This is a genomic window from Alteromonas nitratireducens (assembly GCF_040812025.1).
Taxonomy (GTDB): domain Bacteria; phylum Pseudomonadota; class Gammaproteobacteria; order Enterobacterales; family Alteromonadaceae; genus Alteromonas; species Alteromonas nitratireducens.
The window spans coordinates 58,219-75,845 of the sequence record NZ_JBFNPK010000004.1; the positions used below are offsets into that span (position 1 = coordinate 58,219).

Annotated in this window: 18 protein-coding genes; all 18 read right to left on the bottom strand. The window is 53.0% G+C overall.

The features are described 5' to 3' along the window. Positions 1-23: 23 nt before the first annotated feature. The 18 genes from flhB to AB1N33_RS05315 all read right to left on the bottom strand — a co-directional run bounded on the left by flhB (position 24) and on the right by AB1N33_RS05315 (position 17,626). A complete protein-coding gene (gene flhB / locus AB1N33_RS05230; protein ID WP_411270487.1) occupies positions 24-1,148 on the bottom strand; it encodes a flagellar biosynthesis protein FlhB in 1,125 nt (374 codons plus the stop codon). A gap of 9 nt (positions 1,149-1,157) precedes the next feature. Next, positions 1,158-1,940, bottom strand: a complete 783-nt coding sequence (gene fliR, locus AB1N33_RS05235; RefSeq protein WP_411270488.1) for a flagellar biosynthetic protein FliR — start codon at positions 1,938-1,940, stop codon at positions 1,158-1,160. 5 nt (positions 1,941-1,945) lie between these two features. Continuing rightward, a complete protein-coding gene (gene fliQ / locus AB1N33_RS05240) occupies positions 1,946-2,215 on the bottom strand; it encodes a flagellar biosynthesis protein FliQ (RefSeq protein ID WP_411270489.1) in 270 nt (89 codons plus the stop codon). A gap of 9 nt (positions 2,216-2,224) precedes the next feature. Beyond that, positions 2,225-2,986 carry a flagellar type III secretion system pore protein FliP gene (fliP, locus tag AB1N33_RS05245; RefSeq protein WP_411270490.1) on the bottom strand — a complete coding sequence of 254 codons (762 nt, stop codon included), beginning with the start codon at positions 2,984-2,986 and terminating at the stop codon, positions 2,225-2,227. Position 2,987: 1 nt separating this feature from the next. Further along, entirely contained in the window at positions 2,988-3,467 is a 480-nt protein-coding gene (gene fliO, locus AB1N33_RS05250) for a flagellar biosynthetic protein FliO (RefSeq protein WP_411270491.1), read from the bottom strand. Beyond that, complete coding sequence (gene fliN, locus AB1N33_RS05255; protein WP_411270492.1) at positions 3,427-3,837, bottom strand: flagellar motor switch protein FliN; 411 nt, start codon at positions 3,835-3,837, stop codon at positions 3,427-3,429. The genes fliO and fliN overlap by 41 nt, the downstream gene beginning before the upstream one ends. 26 nt (positions 3,838-3,863) lie before the next feature. After that, on the bottom strand, positions 3,864-4,922 hold the full coding sequence (gene fliM, locus AB1N33_RS05260) for a flagellar motor switch protein FliM (RefSeq protein WP_411270493.1): 1,059 nt from the start codon (positions 4,920-4,922) through the stop codon (positions 3,864-3,866). Between the two features lie 12 nt (positions 4,923-4,934). After that, positions 4,935-5,453 (bottom strand): flagellar basal body-associated protein FliL, encoded by a 519-nt coding sequence (gene fliL, locus AB1N33_RS05265; protein ID WP_411270494.1) that lies wholly within the window; start codon positions 5,451-5,453, stop codon positions 4,935-4,937. An 86-nt stretch (positions 5,454-5,539) separates the two neighbouring features. After that, positions 5,540-7,495, bottom strand: a complete 1,956-nt coding sequence (locus AB1N33_RS05270; protein ID WP_411270495.1) for a flagellar hook-length control protein FliK — start codon at positions 7,493-7,495, stop codon at positions 5,540-5,542. Positions 7,496-7,681: 186 nt separating this feature from the next. Next, positions 7,682-8,128 carry a flagellar export protein FliJ gene (gene fliJ / locus AB1N33_RS05275; protein ID WP_411270496.1) on the bottom strand — a complete coding sequence of 149 codons (447 nt, stop codon included), beginning with the start codon at positions 8,126-8,128 and terminating at the stop codon, positions 7,682-7,684. A 5-nt stretch (positions 8,129-8,133) separates the two neighbouring features. Further along, positions 8,134-9,468: a flagellar protein export ATPase FliI gene (gene fliI, locus AB1N33_RS05280; RefSeq protein WP_411270497.1), complete on the bottom strand. Its 1,335-nt coding sequence runs from the start codon at positions 9,466-9,468 to the stop codon at positions 8,134-8,136. Continuing rightward, entirely contained in the window at positions 9,461-10,243 is a 783-nt protein-coding gene (gene fliH, locus AB1N33_RS05285) for a flagellar assembly protein FliH (RefSeq protein WP_411270629.1), read from the bottom strand. Before fliH ends, fliI begins: the two co-directional genes overlap by 8 nt. Positions 10,244-10,263: 20 nt before the next feature. After that, complete coding sequence (gene fliG, locus AB1N33_RS05290; RefSeq protein ID WP_411270498.1) at positions 10,264-11,304, bottom strand: flagellar motor switch protein FliG; 1,041 nt, start codon at positions 11,302-11,304, stop codon at positions 10,264-10,266. Positions 11,305-11,315: 11 nt separating this feature from the next. Next, positions 11,316-13,010 (bottom strand): flagellar basal-body MS-ring/collar protein FliF, encoded by a 1,695-nt coding sequence (gene fliF / locus AB1N33_RS05295; protein ID WP_411270499.1) that lies wholly within the window; start codon positions 13,008-13,010, stop codon positions 11,316-11,318. 12 nt (positions 13,011-13,022) lie between these two features. Beyond that, entirely contained in the window at positions 13,023-13,310 is a 288-nt protein-coding gene (gene fliE, locus AB1N33_RS05300; protein ID WP_411270630.1) for a flagellar hook-basal body complex protein FliE, read from the bottom strand. Positions 13,311-13,569: 259 nt separating this feature from the next. Beyond that, on the bottom strand, positions 13,570-14,913 hold the full coding sequence (locus AB1N33_RS05305; protein WP_411270500.1) for a sigma-54-dependent transcriptional regulator: 1,344 nt from the start codon (positions 14,911-14,913) through the stop codon (positions 13,570-13,572). Beyond that, positions 14,910-16,040 carry a sensor histidine kinase gene (locus tag AB1N33_RS05310; RefSeq protein ID WP_411270501.1) on the bottom strand — a complete coding sequence of 377 codons (1,131 nt, stop codon included), beginning with the start codon at positions 16,038-16,040 and terminating at the stop codon, positions 14,910-14,912. The genes AB1N33_RS05305 and AB1N33_RS05310 overlap by 4 nt, the downstream gene beginning before the upstream one ends. Before the next feature lie 137 nt (positions 16,041-16,177). Then, positions 16,178-17,626, bottom strand: a complete 1,449-nt coding sequence (locus AB1N33_RS05315) for a sigma-54 dependent transcriptional regulator (protein WP_411270502.1) — start codon at positions 17,624-17,626, stop codon at positions 16,178-16,180. Between the last annotated feature and the right edge of the window lies 1 nt (position 17,627).

Consider the following 17,627-nt stretch of genomic DNA (forward strand, 5'->3'; position numbering starts at 1 on the left):
CCTGCATTTGCGCAGGGCATTGGTTATCTGCGCAGCTCCGGTGGTATGGGCAAATCTTTCTTAAGCGGCTTCGGCCGTTGTCCTTTACCTGCTCTATAGGCTTTAAGCTGGTATACATAGGCCAGTACCTGTGCCACAGCCATAAATAGTTTCTGAGGAATTTCCTGGTCGACTTCGGTGGAGTAATAGATCGCCCGCGCGAGCATCGGAGACGGCAGCAGCGGCACGTCATTGGCCGTAGCAATTTTCCGGATGTGCATGGCCAGCTCATCGGTCCCTTTCGCCAGTAGTACAGGGGCTCTGTTGCCATTTTCATCGTATTTAATAGCCACCGAGTAATGGGTCGGGTTGGTTACGACCACATCCGCATTCGGCACTTCCTGCATCATACGGCGCGTTGCCGCCTGATACTGTAACCGACGAATACGCCCTTTTACCTGCGGGTCCCCTTCCGCGTTCTTACGTTCATCCTTCACCTCCTGCTTGGTCATTTTCATTTCTTCGTTATGTTTGTAGCTCTGGTAGGGCACGTCAAACAGAGCGATTGGGATCATACCGCAGGCCAGCAACAGGAACGCCCACTCGAGCATGTTAAGCGCATGGAAAATGTTGCCGGGGAACATTTCCTGGTCAAGGTGCAGCGCTTCATCCTGAAAAAACACCATCGCCAGCAGGGCCATGCCGGCTATCACGAAAAATTTTGCGATCGCTTTCAGCAGTTCCACCAGACCGTTCATGCCGAACATGCGTTTAATACCATTAACCGGATTCATCTTGCTGAACTTTGGCTCGGCCGACTGCCAGGTAAAGTTATACCCGCCCAGCGCAATGGACCCATAAATACCCGCAATCATGGCTACGACCATATACAACAATACCGGTGCACCAATCTCGCCAAATGCTTCTCCCCATGCCGAAAACATATGCGTAGTGTCATAGGTTTCATCGCGGGACAATGTAAAGGTGCGCTGCATAACCCTGAACAGGCCCTCTGCCACCCAGCCTCCAACAAGGAAAAACATCGCGGCGCTGCCAACCAGCACAAGGGTGGTTGACAGCTCTCTGGAACGGGCGACCTGGCCTTTTTTTCGGGCTTCTTCGAGTTTTTTACTCGTGGGGTCTTCTGTTTTTTCGTGCGCGTCAGCCATCGTAATTCCTTAACTCGGACAAATACGTAACAGCTCACACATAAACTGCTGGGCACGTTCCCACTGAGCAGCAAAGTGTGCGGTGAAATTACCCAGCGTGATCCAGATAATGATCAGCCCCATCATCTGGGCAATAGAAAAGCCAATACTGAAAATATTCAGCTGTGGGGCCGCTTTGGTCATCACGCCAAAGGCCAGATTTACAATCAGCAGTGAAACAATGGGCGCCAGCGACAACGTAAGCGCCGCAACAAACATCCAGCCGCCCCATAACGCAATTTCACGCAGATTATCCTGCGAAAACCATGCATCACCTATGGGCAACGCATGAAAGCTCATCACTACCATTTGTATCATTGCAAGGTGACCGTCCAGCGCCCAGAACAGCAGTGTCGCCAGAATAAGGTAGAACTGCCCGACCGCAGGGACGTTAATCCCGTTCACCGGGTCGACAATTGACGCAAAGCCGAGGCCGGTCTGCATGGCGATAACCTGTCCGGCCAGCACAAAAGTGTTCAGCACCATCGTAGAAATAAAACCAATCGCAACGCCAATCAACACCTGCTGAATACCTAAGATAAACGTCCCCAGGTTGACCAGATCCGTCACGGGAGAAGGCGGTATAACCGGAATAATCACCAGCGAAATAGCGATCGCGAGCAACCCCCGGGTTTGCGGAGAGACTGACCTGGCACTCAGCCCAATCATGGCACCAAACAGCCCCGAAATACGCAAAAACGGTAGCAGCAAATCGGCAATAAACTGGTTGATGGTGGCAAGTTCAAACGTCATCGCGACTAGCCCACCACCTGTGGAATCAGGTCAACCATGTGAAAGGTAAAGTCCATGACCTGCTGCACCAGCCAGTTCCCCCCCCAACTGAGTGCCAGCAGCGTCACGATAAGACGGGGCAAAAAGCTCATGGTTTGCTCGTTAATCGATGTTGCGGCCTGAAATACCGCCACAATCAGACCCACAATAAGGCTTGGCACGATCACGGCAGACACCAGCAGAATCACCATAAACATGGCGTCGCGCAGTATTTCAACAAAGACCTCGGGTGACATATCAGCCTCCTACACGCCCATGCCAAAGCTGTTCGCCAGGGTGCCAAACACCAGGCTCCAGCCATCCACCAGCACAAACAACATCAGTTTAAACGGCAGCGAGACAATCATGGGTGACAGCATCATCATCCCCATGGCCATCAGAATCGATGCAACCACCAGGTCGATAATCAAAAATGGAATAAACAGCATAAAGCCAATCTGAAATGCAGTTTTCAGCTCGCTGGTGACAAACGCTGGGATCAGAATGTTCATCGACACTTCCGACGGGTCTGCGTACGTGTCTTCCTCACCGGCAATTGAAACAAACGTTTCCAGATCTTTAACCCGTGTCTGCGACAGCATGAACGCGCGCATGGGCTCTTTCGCGGCGTCATACGCGTCTTTAAATGTCATCTCTTCGGCCAGATAGGGCTGCAGGGCCCGGTCATTAATTTCATCAAACACCGGTTTCATAATAAACAGCGAGAGAAACAAACTGACGCCAATCAGGATCTGATTTGAGGGCGACTGCTGCAAACCAATAGCCTGACGTAAAATTGACAGCACCACGATAATGCGGGTGAACGACGTCATCATCATGATAAAGGCCGGGATCAGACTCAGCGCGGTCATAATGAACAGCGCCTGCAGCGTCATGGTGTAATCCTGTGATCCATCCGGGTTGGTGGTCACCGTCACAGCGGAAATCCCCTGTTGTGCGAAAGCAGGCATCGCACCAAACAGCGCCAGCAGCGTCAGCGAAATGAGCAGAGAATAACGTTTAGTCATCCTATTTCTCCCCTTTCACTGCCGGGTTAATTTTACCCGCCATGGCACTGACGAGCTTTTGCCGGAACTGTTCGCCAGAGCCCTTATTGCCACTTTGGGGCGTGGCTTCCAGCGGGTTATCCAGTTTACTTAAATGAGAGATATGGTGACTGGTGATCCCCACGAGGTGCTGTTCATCACCAACCTGAATCACCATAATTTTTTCTTTGGTACCTGCGACCATACTGGCCACGACTTTCAGTTGCCCGTTACCTGCCTGAGTGACAGTAAACCGACGCATCAGATAAGCCAGCGCAAAAATAATCCCGACCACCACTAAAAGTGATAGGAAAATTGACAGTATGTTTCCGGCGCTGTTGTACGTGCTGCTGCTCTGAGCGTGTGAAAGCGGAGAGAGGAACAGGGAGAGCAAAGCGCATCCCCCTGTTTTAAATAGGTTTTTACCTGAGTTTTTTAATTCTTTCGATTTGACTAATAACATCCGTTAACCGAATACCGAACTTATCGTTGACCACTACTACTTCTCCATGAGCAATCAACGTGCCATTTACCAACACATCAAGTGGTTCGCCGGCAACGCGGTCCAGTTCAACAACGGATCCCTGGTTCAGCTGAAGCAGGTTGCGGATACTGATCTGGCTGCGCCCTACCTCCATCGAGATAGTGACAGGGATGTCCAGAATGGTATCCAGCTTTTTCTTTTCTTCGCCGGATATCGGCGTTTCGTCAGTCAGTTCGTCCAGTTCAGGGGTCTGAACGTCACCATCGTCGTCAGACTCGGCAGCGTTTTCAGCCTCTTCCTGTTCAGCCATGGCTGCTGCCCAATCGTCCATTTCATCATTATCACTCATGGGTATACCCCTTCATCTTTACCCTGTTACAGGTCTTCTTCGAGTACTTGCAGCTCAGCATCATTGTCAATAATGCGGCCGCCGCGGGTTAATAACTGCAGTTCAGACTTAACCGATGTTGGCCGTGGGATTTTCTCGGTAATTTTCAGCGCGAGGTTATCCCTTGACCGCCCCAGCTTCGCACGGAAGGTCGGCAGTTCTTCAATCAGTACAGTAATGGTTTCCGGCATATCAACCGGAATTATGTCACCGGCTTTCAGCTCCATGATCCTGCGTAGTGGAATATCCACATCCAGCATGTGCGTCGTCAGCTCGACGTTAACGTCCATAATTTCGTCACGCAGCGCCTTACTCCAGCGCAGATCGGTATCTTCTTTATCGCTCTGAACACCCGCATCCAGCAGTTCCCGGATAGGCTCCAGCATGCTGTAGGGCAGTGACACATGGAAGTCTCCACCGCCACCATCCAGCTCAATATGGAACGAACTGATGACCACTACTTCGGTCGGGCTGACAATGTTGGCCATCGCCGGGTTCACTTCCGAGTCAAGGTATTCAAATGAGACATCCATCACAGGTGCCCAGGCTTCCTTGTAATCCTCGAAAATAATTTTGAGCAGCATCTGAATAATGCGTCGTTCGGTAGGTGTAAATTCCCGCCCTTCGATCTTCGCGTGGTAACGGCCATCGCCACCAAAGAAGTTATCCACCAGGATAAATACCAGTCGGGCCTCCATGGTGATAAGGCCGGTACCTTTCAGCGGACGGAAACGCACCATATTCAGACTGGTCGGTACAAACAGGGTGTGAATGTACTCACCAAACTTGATCATCTGAATGCCGTTAATCGACACTTCAGCGGAGCGGCGCATCATATTAAACAGACTGACACGCATGTGCCGGGCAAAACGCTCGTTAACAATTTCGAGCGTAGGCATACGCCCACGCACGATTCTGTCCTGTGAGGAGAAATCATACTCGAGTGCCGACGAATCCGATTCAGATTCGCCAACGTCTTCTTCTTCGACATCATCGACGCCATGCAACAGCGCGTCAATTTCGTCCTGAGATAATAAATCGCTCACAGTCTGTTCCCGTTATTGCATTACAAAACCGGTGAATAACACGCGCTCAACCACGTCTTTACCGGCAATTTCATTCATTACCCGCTGTACTTCCTTGACTGACTGGTCACGCAGTTCCACTTTGCCAGCTTCGGTCACCAAATCATCGGCATTCGCTGAACTGAACACCTGCAGCAGGGTTCCCTCTATCAGCGGAATATGTGACTTAGCCACTTCTTCGTTTTCTGAACCTCTGACCATCAGTTGCACTTTGATCTGAACCAGTCTGTCACGTCCGGCACCCGGTACATTGAAAACAAATGGCCGGGGCATTGCGACGTAGAGTGCGGTTCCTACCTCTGCGCTTTGGCGAGGTGCTACCGCGGCCTGCTCCGGATCGGCAGCAAGCTGCTCCGCAGCGGGCGCTTCGTCGCCACTAAAAAACAGAAAATAGGCAGCAGCACCACCAACCACCAGTACCAGGGCAATGATGATGATCATCAGTTTGCCTTTCTTACCGCCTTCTTCTATTTGTAATTCTTCTTCTGCCATGACAATCCCTAGTTAACTTTGTCGGGCTTATTATCAGGGTTCACGCGCAAATCGCAATCCTGCTTTCGACGAAAAATGACGTTGTTCTATGCATAATAGTCTATGCCACCGAGTTCATTGCGGGTAAGGCGTTGTTCGCTCGCCGGCATTTCGTCCTCGGCATCAGCGGCAAATTCGCCATTGCCACCGCCTGCTGAACCATCTTCGGGCGATGCTCCCTGATCCTGCTGCTCCTGACTGACGAAGGACTCACCCAGCGTTACGCCCTGCTCCGCGAACATCTCACGCAGGCGCGGCATGGCGTCATTCAGGGCATCTCTTGCCTGTGCCGACTGCACCACAAAGCTGACGCTCGCCGCATCCCCGTTCATACTGACCCGTACCTGCATACTGCCAAGTTCTGGCGGGTCAAGACGGATCTCGGCCAGACTGGTACGACTGTTAACCATCCAGCGAATTTTCTCCTGTAGCTGCTGTTGTCCCTCAGCTTTGTGGATGTTCACCGGTTTATCAGCCAGGTCGCCACCATGCAGCGCTTTACCGCTTTCCGCTCTGACCTGACTGTTCTCCTGTATTACCGTATCGGCCGAGGCAACCTGATTCGCCACTATCTGTTGCAGTGACTGTTGTGCCGCGGTCACAGTCTGATGGAGTTGTGCCGCCTGCTGCTCTATCTGCGTCACGACGGCCTGCGCCTGTGACTGAGAAACGCCCGCCTCTGCCAGCGCCTGCTGAATCAGCACTTTCAGATCAATGCCCGGCTCATGCCCTTTGGTGAGTTGCTGCTGCATTTCGGTCATTCCGGCAGTCAGTGATGCCTTCACTGACTGTTGTACCTCATCGCTGGCACCGGCCAGTAACGAGGTTACAGCCGTCTGAAGGGTATCTGTCACGGTCTCGACTGACGCAGAGGACAATGTCATCAGGTCTTCGGTCAGCACCTGCAGCGGCTCAGTCGCTGACGAGGGTGCCCGGGAGACTGAATCTGGCAGCGACGCTCTGGTTTGTGTATCGCGCGGCGCTGTCGCTCGCTGACTTAGCGCCAGCAGTTCATTGGCAATGAGCGCAGCCGTCTCAGATGATGCCTGTTCACCGCTATCCTGAGAAATGGATTCTGCATGGGTGATTGCCGTCAGCATATTGTCGATAATGCGGCGTTGCACAGACCCTTGTTCGGTCTGACTCTTTAGCGACTGCAGCGCGGTTTTCAATGTCTCCGGCGTTGGTTTTTGGACTGCACGGCCAGCTGATGTCAGCGCGTCATCCAGTGCCTTCATGACGTCCAGCAGTGTCTGGTCCTGTTGTTCTGGCAACGCCGAAAGTGTACTGCTTTCCATTACAGCGTTGTCATTCATCTGTTCATCCGGATTTACCCCAGTGTCGTTTTTCGTCGCGCTCAGACTCGCCTCTTCTTCTGAGTTGACGGTCACCACAGGTTCGGAGTCTGATTCAGCATTTACATTTTGTTCAATTACTACTCCAGCAATCTCAAACTGTTCGGAGTACGACACACTTTCACCAATGACGCTGTCATCAAGCGTCGATACCGGAGTATTCGCATCCAGTTTCTCACTGGCCGATTTAACGGCATCCACATAAGCCAGCCAGTCCACATCGGTATGTTCATCAGACACCAGCTTTTCAAGTTCATCGTCGCTCGGCACATCGGCAGTTTGCGTGCCCTCAGGCTCATCCTGGGGTGCTGCTTTCGCCTCTGTTGGTTTCTGCCCGGTTTTCGATACGGGTACTGACGGCTCATCGGACCGTTCTGCTGCCTCGGCTGCTTCTGATTTCACGTGCGAGTCAGTATGATGCAGCCGGTCTTCTTTCGGGCCGACAACCTCCGCACTTTTTTTTGTGTCGGCAGGCAGGGCTTTGCGACTCACCGCAGATGAGGCAGCAGATGCTTCACGATACACGTCGCCAAACCCAGCATGGCTGCCTTCTGGCTGTGGCACCTGCAAGAGTGACACCGGGGTATCTTCCTTCCCGATACCCAGACCGGCAATATCTGATTGTTTAGCGGCAAGTTGTTGCATCATGGTGTTTATCCTGTGACGCTATTAGCGCGTCCTGTTTGACTTCAATCTGGTTGCAGCCCTTGATTTCACTGCGTTTGCATTCTGCCGCTACCCCGTTAGCACGTTGCCGGATAAGGCAGACTATATAAACTTCAGCAAAAGCTGTTCCAGTTTGACGTTTTTAACAGGATTGATGATGAAGCGCGGTCAGAATGCTGACTTTCTGGCGCGGAAAAACCGTTGGGTCGCAAACTCGTCCATCATTGCCTGCTCCTGACGGGCTTCTTTTTTCTGTTTAACCAGATGACGCTTTTCCAGCAACAGTTCAACGGCTTTGCACCGCTGCTGCTGGGCAAGCCACTGCCGCTTGCGCTGGTCAGCGGCAAGCACGGCACGCGAAATATGTTGCTGCTGTTGCTGACAGGCACTGTCGAGTTTGCCGACAAAAGACAGATGCTGATGATAGTGTTTAGCGCCGACGCCGGCTTTGCCATTGACCTGAATACTGCGCAGGTACTCCAGCCGGTATTGTTCCAGATTCGACAGCTTCTGACGCTGTTGTGTTACAAACTGTTGCGCCTGCTGAAATGCCTGGGCTGCCTGCTTTTCTCTGTCGCGCTCGTACTGCGCAACACGTTCGAGTTGATCCGTCATACGCGTTATCCGTTACCCAGACCTTTCGCCAGCGCACTCATACTTTCCAGACTTTCGTCATATGGCAGCACATCACGCATGCCCTGCTGAAGAAATGCATTGATGGCCGGCTCGGCACGAATTGCCAAATCGATACGCGGATCAGCCCCCTTGGTGTAGGCGCCAATGGCAATCAAATCTTTGTTCTGCTGATAATTAGAATAAACCTGGCGGATCCGCCGTGCCTGCATCAGGTGCTCGTCACTGACGACGGCCGGCATAACCCGGCTAATTGATGCCTCGATATCGATAGCGGGGTAATGCCCGCTGTCAGCCAGGCTGCGAGACAGCACAATATGGCCGTCAAGGATAGCGCGTGCCGCATCTGCGATGGGATCCTGTAAATCATCTCCCTCTGTCAGCACGGTATAAAACGCCGTAATTGAGCCCTGACGGTCCGAGCCATTACCGGCACGTTCAACCAACGCAGGTAACCGCGCAAATACCGAGGGCGGATACCCTTTGGTTGCCGGCGGTTCGCCGACGGCCAGAGCAATTTCACGCTGCGCCATCGCGTAACGGGTCAGTGAGTCAATCAGCAACAGTACATTCATACCCTGATCACGGAAGTATTCGGCAATGGTGACAGCGGTTTCACACCCCTTCAGGCGCATCAGCGGCGAGGTATCGGCCGGCGCGGCCACCACAACAGCGCGCTCGCGCTCTTCCTCGGTCAGAATGTCGTGAATAAATTCTTTCACCTCGCGGCCTCGCTCACCGACCAGACCGACCACGACGACATCAGCCTGACTACCGCGGGTCATCATGCCAAGCAATACGCTTTTGCCCACACCACTGCCCGCGAACAGACCCATACGTTGCCCCATTCCCACGGTATTCAGTGCATTGATGGCGCGTACGCCAACATCCAGCGGTCGGGTGATAGGTTTTCTGATAAGCGGGTTGATAGGCGGTTTAATTGTCGCCACCCGTGCACTGGTTTCAATAGCACCCAGTCCGTCAAGTGGCTGGCCATTGCCGTCAACAACACGGCCGAGCAACCCCATTCCAACCGCCAGCCCGCTCTGACGGTTCAGTGGCAGAACCCGGCTGCCGGGCACAATGCCCCGCACTGCTTCAGTTGGCATCAGATACGTGATGTCATCGCCGAATCCAACCACTTCTGCTTCAATTTCGCCGTCAACAGTCTGAACCAGACACTGGCTACCGACCGGCAACTGACATCCCACCGCTTCCAGGGTCAGCCCAATTCCCCTGACGAGCTTGCCTGCTGCTACCACCGGCGGCGTCGTTACCTGGCCGTTCAGTTCAGTAAAATAAGACTGCCAGGGGCTAGTCATCGCTTAAACCCTGTTGCGTCAGAAATTTGTCGAGCACGTCACGACAACGACGCTCTATGGATACATCCACCGCGTTGTGGGTGGTGGTGATGTCGCAGCCACCGCGCTGCATGTTGTCAGACGCCACCAGCTGCCAGCCCCGCTCTTTGATGACATCATCACCGTAGTGGGCCGTAACCAGTTCAATATCGTCCGGGTGCATGTGGATCCGGTAGGTATTTTCATTCACAGGCAGCACGCTCAGCCCTTCGCTAAGCGCTTTCAGAATGACTGCCTCTGAGGTGGTTACCTCAGTACGGATTACTGCGCGGGCCAAAGCGACGGCCAGTTTGACCATTTGCTCGCGGGTTTCGTCGTTTAACTGATTTAACGGTGAATGTACGTGGTTAATCAGTTGCTGCCACTGCTCAGCCTGTGTATCAATAGCCTGCTTACCGGCGTCCAGGCCTTCCTGATGACCAGCCTCGTAGCCTTCCTGGTGTCCGCTTTCCCGGCCTTCTTCCTCACCCTTCTGACGGCCTTCCTCAAACCCTTTTTGGTAACCTTCCTGATGCCCTTCTTCCTGTGCTGCCTGTCGAATGGCCTCGATCTCTTCGGCAGTAGGCGGCAGAACCTCTTCTTCCTCTTCAGGCGGCTCATATTTCCAGTCTGAACGCTTATTCAGCGCATTGGTTCTTTGCGCAATTTCCGCTGCGTCCTTGTCTTCAACGTAGGGCAGATCCCAGGTCTTCACATCGCCCTGGTCAAACTCGCTGAATGGTCTGTTGGCCATTATACGGACCTCAAACTACGTGGTTAGACAAACTCTTCGCCGCCACCGCCGCCAAGCATGATCTCACCAGCATCAGACAGACGACGTGCCACGGAAAGGATTTCTTTTTGTGCCGTTTCCACTTCAGAGATACGCACTGGACCGAGCGCCTCAAGATCATCCTGCAGCATTTCTGCCGCACGCTTCGACATGTTTTTCATGATCTTGTTCTTCAGTTCCTCGTCGGCACCTTTAATGGCTTTAAGCAGCGATTCCTGCTGAACCTCGCGCAGGATCGTCTGGATACCACGATCGTCCACGTCCACCAGGTTGTCGAATACGAACATCAGGTCCTGGATTTGCTGGCTCATCTCTTCGTCCTGCTCGCGGATTGCATCCATTAGCTGTCCTTCGATAGCCGTATCCAGATAGTTCATAATATCGGCCGCAGATTTCAGGCCGCCCATCTTGGCTGCCTGCGTCCCTGCCTGACCGGCAAACTGTTTCTCCATAATTTCATTAAGCTCCTGCAGTGCGGCGGGCTGGACTTCTTCCAGGTTAGCGATACGCATAAGCAGATCCAGGCGCACTTTTTCAGGGAACTGCGCGAGAATTTCGGCACTCTGTTCAGGCTCCAGATACGACAACACAATGGTCTGTATCTGAGGGTGTTCGTTGCGGATGATACTGGCCACCTGTTTGGAATCCATCCATTTGAGTGAATCCAGGCCTTTAGCGCCGGTTCCCATCATGATCTGGTCAATCAGATTAGCGGCTTTATCTTCACCTAAGGCGGCGGTCAGTGCCCGTCTGACGAAATCCTGGCTCTGGAAACCGATGGTGCTGTAATTCTGAATTTCTTCGATGAAATGTTTGTGCACTGCCGTGATTTTGGCCTGCGTCATATCATCAATTTTGGCCATTTCCGTCCCCAGCTTCTGTACCTGCTTAGGCTCCAGATGCTTGAGGATTTGGGCTGCATCTTCTTCGGACAGGCTCAGCAACAGAATGGCTGCTTTTTCCACCCCTTCCAGCTTGCTGACGTCATAACCGACATCTTCTACTTCTGCTAAATCTTGTGCCATGACTTATCCCCTTACTCGTCCTGCAGCAGCCAGCCTTTCACTACCTGGGCAGAGAGTTCAGGCTCGTTAGCAACCAGTGCGCGCACTGCTTTCAGCACATCTTCATCTTTGTGTAAATCCGGCAGCATCAGCGAACCGTCAGGTGCAAAACCAACCTGTCCTTCATCGAACTCACGAGAGAGCATGTTAATGGTTTCGTCACCCAGATCCAGTCTTTCATCGATATCAAAATCTTCACTGTCCTTGGTATCATTCGGGTTAAGAAGCCGACGAAGCATGGGGCGGATGACGAATACGATCAGCACCATAATCACCAGACCACCTATTACCAGTTTAAGTATAGGCAGGAAGTCCGGGTTCTCCCACAGTGGCGGCTCTTCAAAATCACCGGCTTCGACCCGGGTGAATGGCACACTGACAACCTCAAGCGAATCACCACGGGTGACGTCGAAACCGATCCCGCCCTGTAGCAGACGGCGAATATTCAGCAAGGCTTCCTGAGAACGCGGCTCAGTGGTGACATTGCCTTCCTCATCCATGCTACGTACGTGATCGACCGCAACAGACACACTCAGGCGACGGATCACACCGGTTTGTTTCTTGGTATGGCTGATGGTGGTATCGAGTTCATAGTTACGCGTAGACTCTTTGGAGCTGCGACCCGGCATGGCCTGCTGGTTGTTGTCAGCCAGTGCATTTTCCGGAATTGATGACTCCAGCGGCGGCTGATTCGACAACGCGCCGGGGATCCCGCCAACGCCACCACCTACGCTGTTCTCTTCAATCACCATTTCACTGCGAACCGCAGGCAGATCAGGATTGTAGCTTCGCTGTGTCTGTTCCATGGCGGTAAAGTCCATGGTCACGTCGGCCTGTGCCGTGTAGTTTCCAATCCCTAATACCGGGATAAGAATAGCGTCAATTTTTTCGAGGTATTCTTCCTCGCGCTTGCGCTCTATTTCATATTCTTTGCGGGCCCGGGCACTCATGGAGTCCTGCGAGCCAGAGTTCAGCAAACGACCGTTAGAATCGGTTACCGTGACTTTTGACGGCTCCATCCCCTGAACGGCTGACGCGACAATATCGACCACCGCATCCACTTCTTCACCCGAAATCACCGCGCCGCGCTTGGCCGTCAGTACGACCGTTGCAGAGGCTTTCTTCTCACGGCGTGAAAACACATTTTCTTTTGGCATAGCCAGCAGTACGCGGGCCTTCTGAATGCTTGAGATGTCCTCGATTGTGGCGGCAATCTGCTGTTCGCGCGCGTGCTTCAAACGCTCCATTTCGACCCGCTGACTAACACCAAACCCCATATCCTGCATGATGATGTCGGTGCCGTTATCTTCTGAACGGGTCAGCCCCTGACGCGCCATGCCAAGACGAATATTCTGAAATTCATCGGTTCTGACGTAAACCGTATTTCCCTGAAGCTGATAGTCAATTTCATTTGCGTCCATGTAATCGAGGGTTTCGATCAGCTCCTGGGTATCCATTTTGGCCAGCGGGCGGTATTCCGCTTCCTGTGACCAGATCAGAATAAACACCGCAATCGCAATACAGATAACCAGCACGACCACCAGCGCCATCTGACGCACCATGTCAGCGCTACCCAGTGTGTCCATAAAGCCGGCTTTGTTCTCCGGCTCGTTATCTGATGCGCCCTGGTCGGGAATAGTGAGGTTAGTACCTGTTGCTTCAGCCATGGGTTACTCCGATCACACCGGCATATTCATAATTTGTTTGTACGCTTCCAGTACCTTGTTGCGCACCTGCATGGTCGCCTCAAAGGCAATACCGGCCTTTTCCTTAGTCAGCATGACCTGAGCAAGGCTGAGCGATTCATCACCCATTTCAAAGCGTTGCTGCAGCGATTTTGACTCAAGCTGCATACTGTTGACGCCATCGATCGCGTTTTTCAGCATCACGGAAAAATCAGACGACGACCCGCCTGCTGCATTCACGCCGAGTTCACCACCAGGGGCAGGTGTCACCGGTTCAGGCATTTTTGCCTGGCCAATCATGTTCTGCATTTCCTGATATAGGCTGTTTGCATTCACTTCCATAACTGTACCTTCAAGGTCATTGCCATTCTGAGGCGTTTTTGACGTTTACCAGATTTAAGGCAAATACTGCACCAACTTTTAAAAGCCATTAAATATCATTAAGTTACGATAAAATGACGACTTCTTGACGGCCGGCCGACTGACCAGAGAGGAAGGCATAAAAAAAGGGGCAGCAATGCTGCCCCGAAAGGGTAGGTGATCACGCAGGTACGTCGATCCCCTCTTCACGCATTCTTGCCAGTTTGTAGCGCAGTGTGCGCGGGCTGATGCCCAGCTTCTCGGCAACGTCTTTACGTTTGCCATTACACAGCGCCAGTGTATCCAGAATGATTTGGTGTTCCTGATGACGCAGCTCCGAACCGAGCCGGCTGTTTTCTTCCGGCGGCTCGACTGCGCTCACCGCAGGTGTCTCAAACCCCTGCATATCGATCATCAGGTCATCGGCGTCTATTTGTCCGTCCTCACACAGGATCAGCGCACGCTGGATAACATTTTCCAGTTCCCTGACGTTACCCGGCCAGGCGTACTGGTTTAACTTGTTACGGGCAACGGCACTCAGGTGCACATTCCCCATTCCCTGCGCAGCGGCATGACGCTGGATCAGATGTTCAGCCAGCGGCACGATGTCTCCCGGACGCTCGGATAGCGGACGCCAGGTGATCGGGAACACGTTCAGACGGTAATAAAGGTCCTCACGAAATTCACCGGCTTCCACGGCTTTACGTAAATCGCGGTTGCTGGTCGCAATGACCCGCACATCCAGCTGCACGGTTTTTCTGCCACCAAGACGCTCAACTTCACGTTCCTGCAGCACCCGCAACAGTTTGGCCTGCAGCGCCAGATCCATTTCGGTAATTTCATCCAGCAGCAGCGTGCCGCCCTGGGCCTGTTCAAATTTGCCGGGACAGGCCTGAACCGCGCCGGTAAAGGCCCCTTTTTCATACCCGAACAGGGTTGCTTCAAGCATATTTTCAGGAATTGCCGCACAGTTTATAGCCACAAATGACTCATCCTTGCGGGCTGACTGATCGTGTATATAACGTGAGAGCACTTCTTTACCCGAACCGCTGGGGCCCAGCACCATCACCGTAGCGTCAGACTTCGCAACTTTGCGGGCAAGATTGAGCAACTGCAGGCTGCTTGGATCGGCAACAACCGGGGTACGCGACTCAATTTTCTGCGCTGGTGCATAACGCCCGACCAGATTCAGCAACACCTGTGGTGCGAACGGCTTAGACAGATAATCTGTCGCCCCGTCCCGCATTGCCTGTACCGCGTCATCAATCGTGGCATAGGCGGTCATCAGCAGCACCGGCATGCTGGCAAACTTGGCCTTAATACTTTTCAGCAGTGACAGTCCGCTCATTTCGCCCATCTGGATATCACTGACCACCAGATCAACCGGCTCTTTTGCCAGCGTTGCCATCGCCGCCTCTGCACAATCCACGGCAAGTACCCGGTAATTGGCGAGCAGCAGGGTGTCTTCCAGCGCTTCGCGCAAACCGGCATCATCTTCAACAATCAAAATGGTGGTTTTACTCATGAAGCCTCTCCTGTTCGAACATCGTGGGCTGTCTGGCAGAGCGGCAGAGACAGTGTGAAGCACGCGCCTTTGCCGGCCAGATTCGCTACCGACAGCTGGCCTTTGTGTGCTGTGGCAACGGACTTAACGACAGCCAGTCCCAGACCAGTGCCATTTGTTTTTGTCGTAAAAAATGGTTCAAAAATACGTTCAGCCAGTTCAGCAGACACGCCCGGCCCTTCGTCACAGACCGACAGCGCAACATGATTGGCAACGCGGGTCGCCTTGAGCGATATGGTTGCGCCGCTGGCACTAACCTGGCTGGCATTGTGAATAAGATTAAGCAGCGCGCCCTGTAAGGCAGCAATATTGCCGGTAACAAACGCCGAGTCAGTAAAATTGGTAAACGTGAGGGTTTGTTCTGTCTGCTGAACAATCGATGCCGCGCTGCCCTCAACCGCCGCCTGAATATCGGCCAGTGACAACGTAGAAACCACCTGCTCTTCACCCGACTTGGCAAACAGCAGCATGTCATTCACCTGATTTTCCAGCTCCTGCAGACGATCATACAGCTTGCCGGCAAACTGCTGGCCTGCCTCAGCAGGCAATGATTTGCGCTTTAGGTTGGCCGCGTAAAGCATGGCTGCAGAGAGTGGCGTGCGAATTTGATGCGCCAGCGACGCGACCATTTTTCCCAGCGAGGACAAACGCTGCATATGGCTGACCCGCGCCTGTAAACGGCGTGTTTCGGTCAGGTCTGTCAGCACAATCAGCTGCCCCGGCTCTTTCTCGAGCGGTGTAATCGACAGCTTGACGCGCCGACCATCGGTCAGCGAGACCTCGTGACCATCGTCTGGCTGCGGGCGGAACGAGCGTGAAATAATAGTACGCCAGATCTGACCTTCCAGTGGTTCGCCCAGCAGATCCCGTGCCTGGTCGTTAGCCTGACGCACAATCCCTTTCCCGTCGAGCACGATGACGCCGGCTGGCATCACATTGAGCAAGTGCTCCATTCGGCTGGCCTGCCGACGCAATGCGGTTAGTTCGTCATCACTGTGGGTGGACTCGCGTAAATAAGCTAAGTCAGCAACCTCGCCAGGTTCCTGGTGATAAGCATTTTCTGCGAATATACTGCTGTCGTATGCCATGCGGTCCTCGTCAAAAAGCAGACGGAATCATCTCTGACATACATAAAGCACAAGACGTGCCAGCTTATAAAAGCTTTATTTAGCAAGTGGTTAGAATGGAAATGAGCGTCAAATCAGGCTGTCAAAACTCTGACATCTCAGGTTTCGTCACCGCGCTGGATATCGTATTTACGCATTTTTTCAACCAGGGTTGTGCGTCGCATACCCAGCTTGTCAGCAGCCCTGGCCACAACCCAGTCCTGCTGTTCAAGCGCCTGACGGATAAGCGTAATTTCCAGTTCTGAGAGGTACTCTTTCAGGTTGACGCCGTCCTCAGGCAGCGACGATGATACGACCTCATCTGCCGTTTCCTGTTCAGCCCGTTCCTCGGCCGCCGCAGACTCGGCAAAGAGCTGATTAAACGCTTCACGTTCCAGCAACTCCTCAGGATAGTCTGGTTCATAAGGCTCAACGTCACCGTACTGGTATTTAGCTGGCAAATCCTGAATATCCACAATGTCGCCAGGATAAAGAATCGACAATCGTTCAACCAGATTGGACAATTCGCGCACGTTACCGGCCCACTCATGCTCCATCAGCGACGCAATCGCCCGCTCAGTAAAACGCACACCTTCGACACCATCGCCCTGGATCCGGCTGTTCAGTTCCTGTAACAACAGAGGAATATCATCACGACGCTGACGCAGTGCCGGGCTGTCGATTGGAAAAACATTCAGACGGTAGTAAAGATCTTCACGGAATTTGTCTTCGCGGATCATCGCCTCAAGATCACGGTGGGTAGCCGCTATCAGCCTGACATTGCATTGCAGGGGGCGATTGCCACCAACCCGCTCGTAGGTTCTTTCCTGAATAACGCGCAGCAGCTTTACCTGCATCTGCATCGGCATATCGCCAATTTCATCGAGGAATAACGTGCCTCCCTCGGCCAGTTCGAAACGGCCTTTGCGCGCACTGATTGCACCGGTAAATGCCCCTTTTTCATGACCGAACAGTTCACTTTCGAGCAGTTCTCCGGGGATCGCGCCGCAGTTTACCGGAATAAAAGGCCCGTCACGACGCTCTGACATAAAATGCACGTTACGCGCAATCACTTCCTTGCCAGTGCCTGATTCACCCAGGATCAGTACCGTCGCATCGGTCGGTGCGACCTGCTCTACCAGCCTTCGCACAACCTGAATTTGCTCACTTTTCCCGACCAGGCTTCGAAACAGACGGGTTTTCGTCGACCCTGACTGGCGACGGCCCGGACGATGCTTGCCATACTCCTGACAGCGGTGAATAGCCTGGGTGAGTACCGGATAGGTTACCGGCAGGGTGATTGCACTGACCAGGTTCTGGCCGGTGGATACCTGTGCATCTTCATCACAAATCGCAATAAAAGGGACATGGGGAAACGAGCGGGTCAGTGAAGCGGCCTTATCTGCCTGACTGTAATCAAGCAGCACAGCTTCAGCATCGTTATCGGATAACTGACGATGAGCATCATTAAAATCAGATACCCGACAGGTCTCACCTAAAAACCGCAAAATGGTTTCAAGGCTGCCAGTCAGATTGCTGTTATCACTAACAAGCAGAATTTCCTTCATC

Bases quoted from the DNA above. Each gene is read 5' to 3' on its own strand.
- fliO (WP_411270491.1), bottom strand. From the start codon at position 3,467: ATGTTATTAGTCAAATCGAAAGAATTAAAAAACTCAGGTAAAAACCTA.
- fliN (WP_411270492.1), bottom strand. From the start codon at position 3,837: ATGAGTGATAATGATGAAATGGACGATTGGGCAGCAGCCATGGCTGAA.
- AB1N33_RS05305 (WP_411270500.1), bottom strand. From the start codon at position 14,913: ATGAGTAAAACCACCATTTTGATTGTTGAAGATGATGCCGGTTTGCGC.
- fliJ (WP_411270496.1), bottom strand. From the start codon at position 8,128: ATGACGGATCAACTCGAACGTGTTGCGCAGTACGAGCGCGACAGAGAA.
- fliF (WP_411270499.1), bottom strand. From the start codon at position 13,010: ATGGCTGAAGCAACAGGTACTAACCTCACTATTCCCGACCAGGGCGCA.
- AB1N33_RS05310 (WP_411270501.1), bottom strand. From the start codon at position 16,040: ATGGCATACGACAGCAGTATATTCGCAGAAAATGCTTATCACCAGGAA.
- flhB (WP_411270487.1), bottom strand. From the start codon at position 1,148: ATGGCTGACGCGCACGAAAAAACAGAAGACCCCACGAGTAAAAAACTC.
- AB1N33_RS05270 (WP_411270495.1), bottom strand. From the start codon at position 7,495: ATGATGCAACAACTTGCCGCTAAACAATCAGATATTGCCGGTCTGGGT.
- fliP (WP_411270490.1), bottom strand. From the start codon at position 2,986: ATGACTAAACGTTATTCTCTGCTCATTTCGCTGACGCTGCTGGCGCTG.
- fliI (WP_411270497.1), bottom strand. From the start codon at position 9,468: ATGACTAGCCCCTGGCAGTCTTATTTTACTGAACTGAACGGCCAGGTA.
- fliG (WP_411270498.1), bottom strand. From the start codon at position 11,304: ATGGCACAAGATTTAGCAGAAGTAGAAGATGTCGGTTATGACGTCAGC.
- fliL (WP_411270494.1), bottom strand. From the start codon at position 5,453: ATGGCAGAAGAAGAATTACAAATAGAAGAAGGCGGTAAGAAAGGCAAA.
- fliE (WP_411270630.1), bottom strand. From the start codon at position 13,310: ATGCCTGAACCGGTGACACCTGCCCCTGGTGGTGAACTCGGCGTGAAT.
- AB1N33_RS05315 (WP_411270502.1), bottom strand. From the start codon at position 17,626: ATGAAGGAAATTCTGCTTGTTAGTGATAACAGCAATCTGACTGGCAGC.
- fliQ (WP_411270489.1), bottom strand. From the start codon at position 2,215: ATGTCACCCGAGGTCTTTGTTGAAATACTGCGCGACGCCATGTTTATG.
- fliR (WP_411270488.1), bottom strand. From the start codon at position 1,940: ATGACGTTTGAACTTGCCACCATCAACCAGTTTATTGCCGATTTGCTG.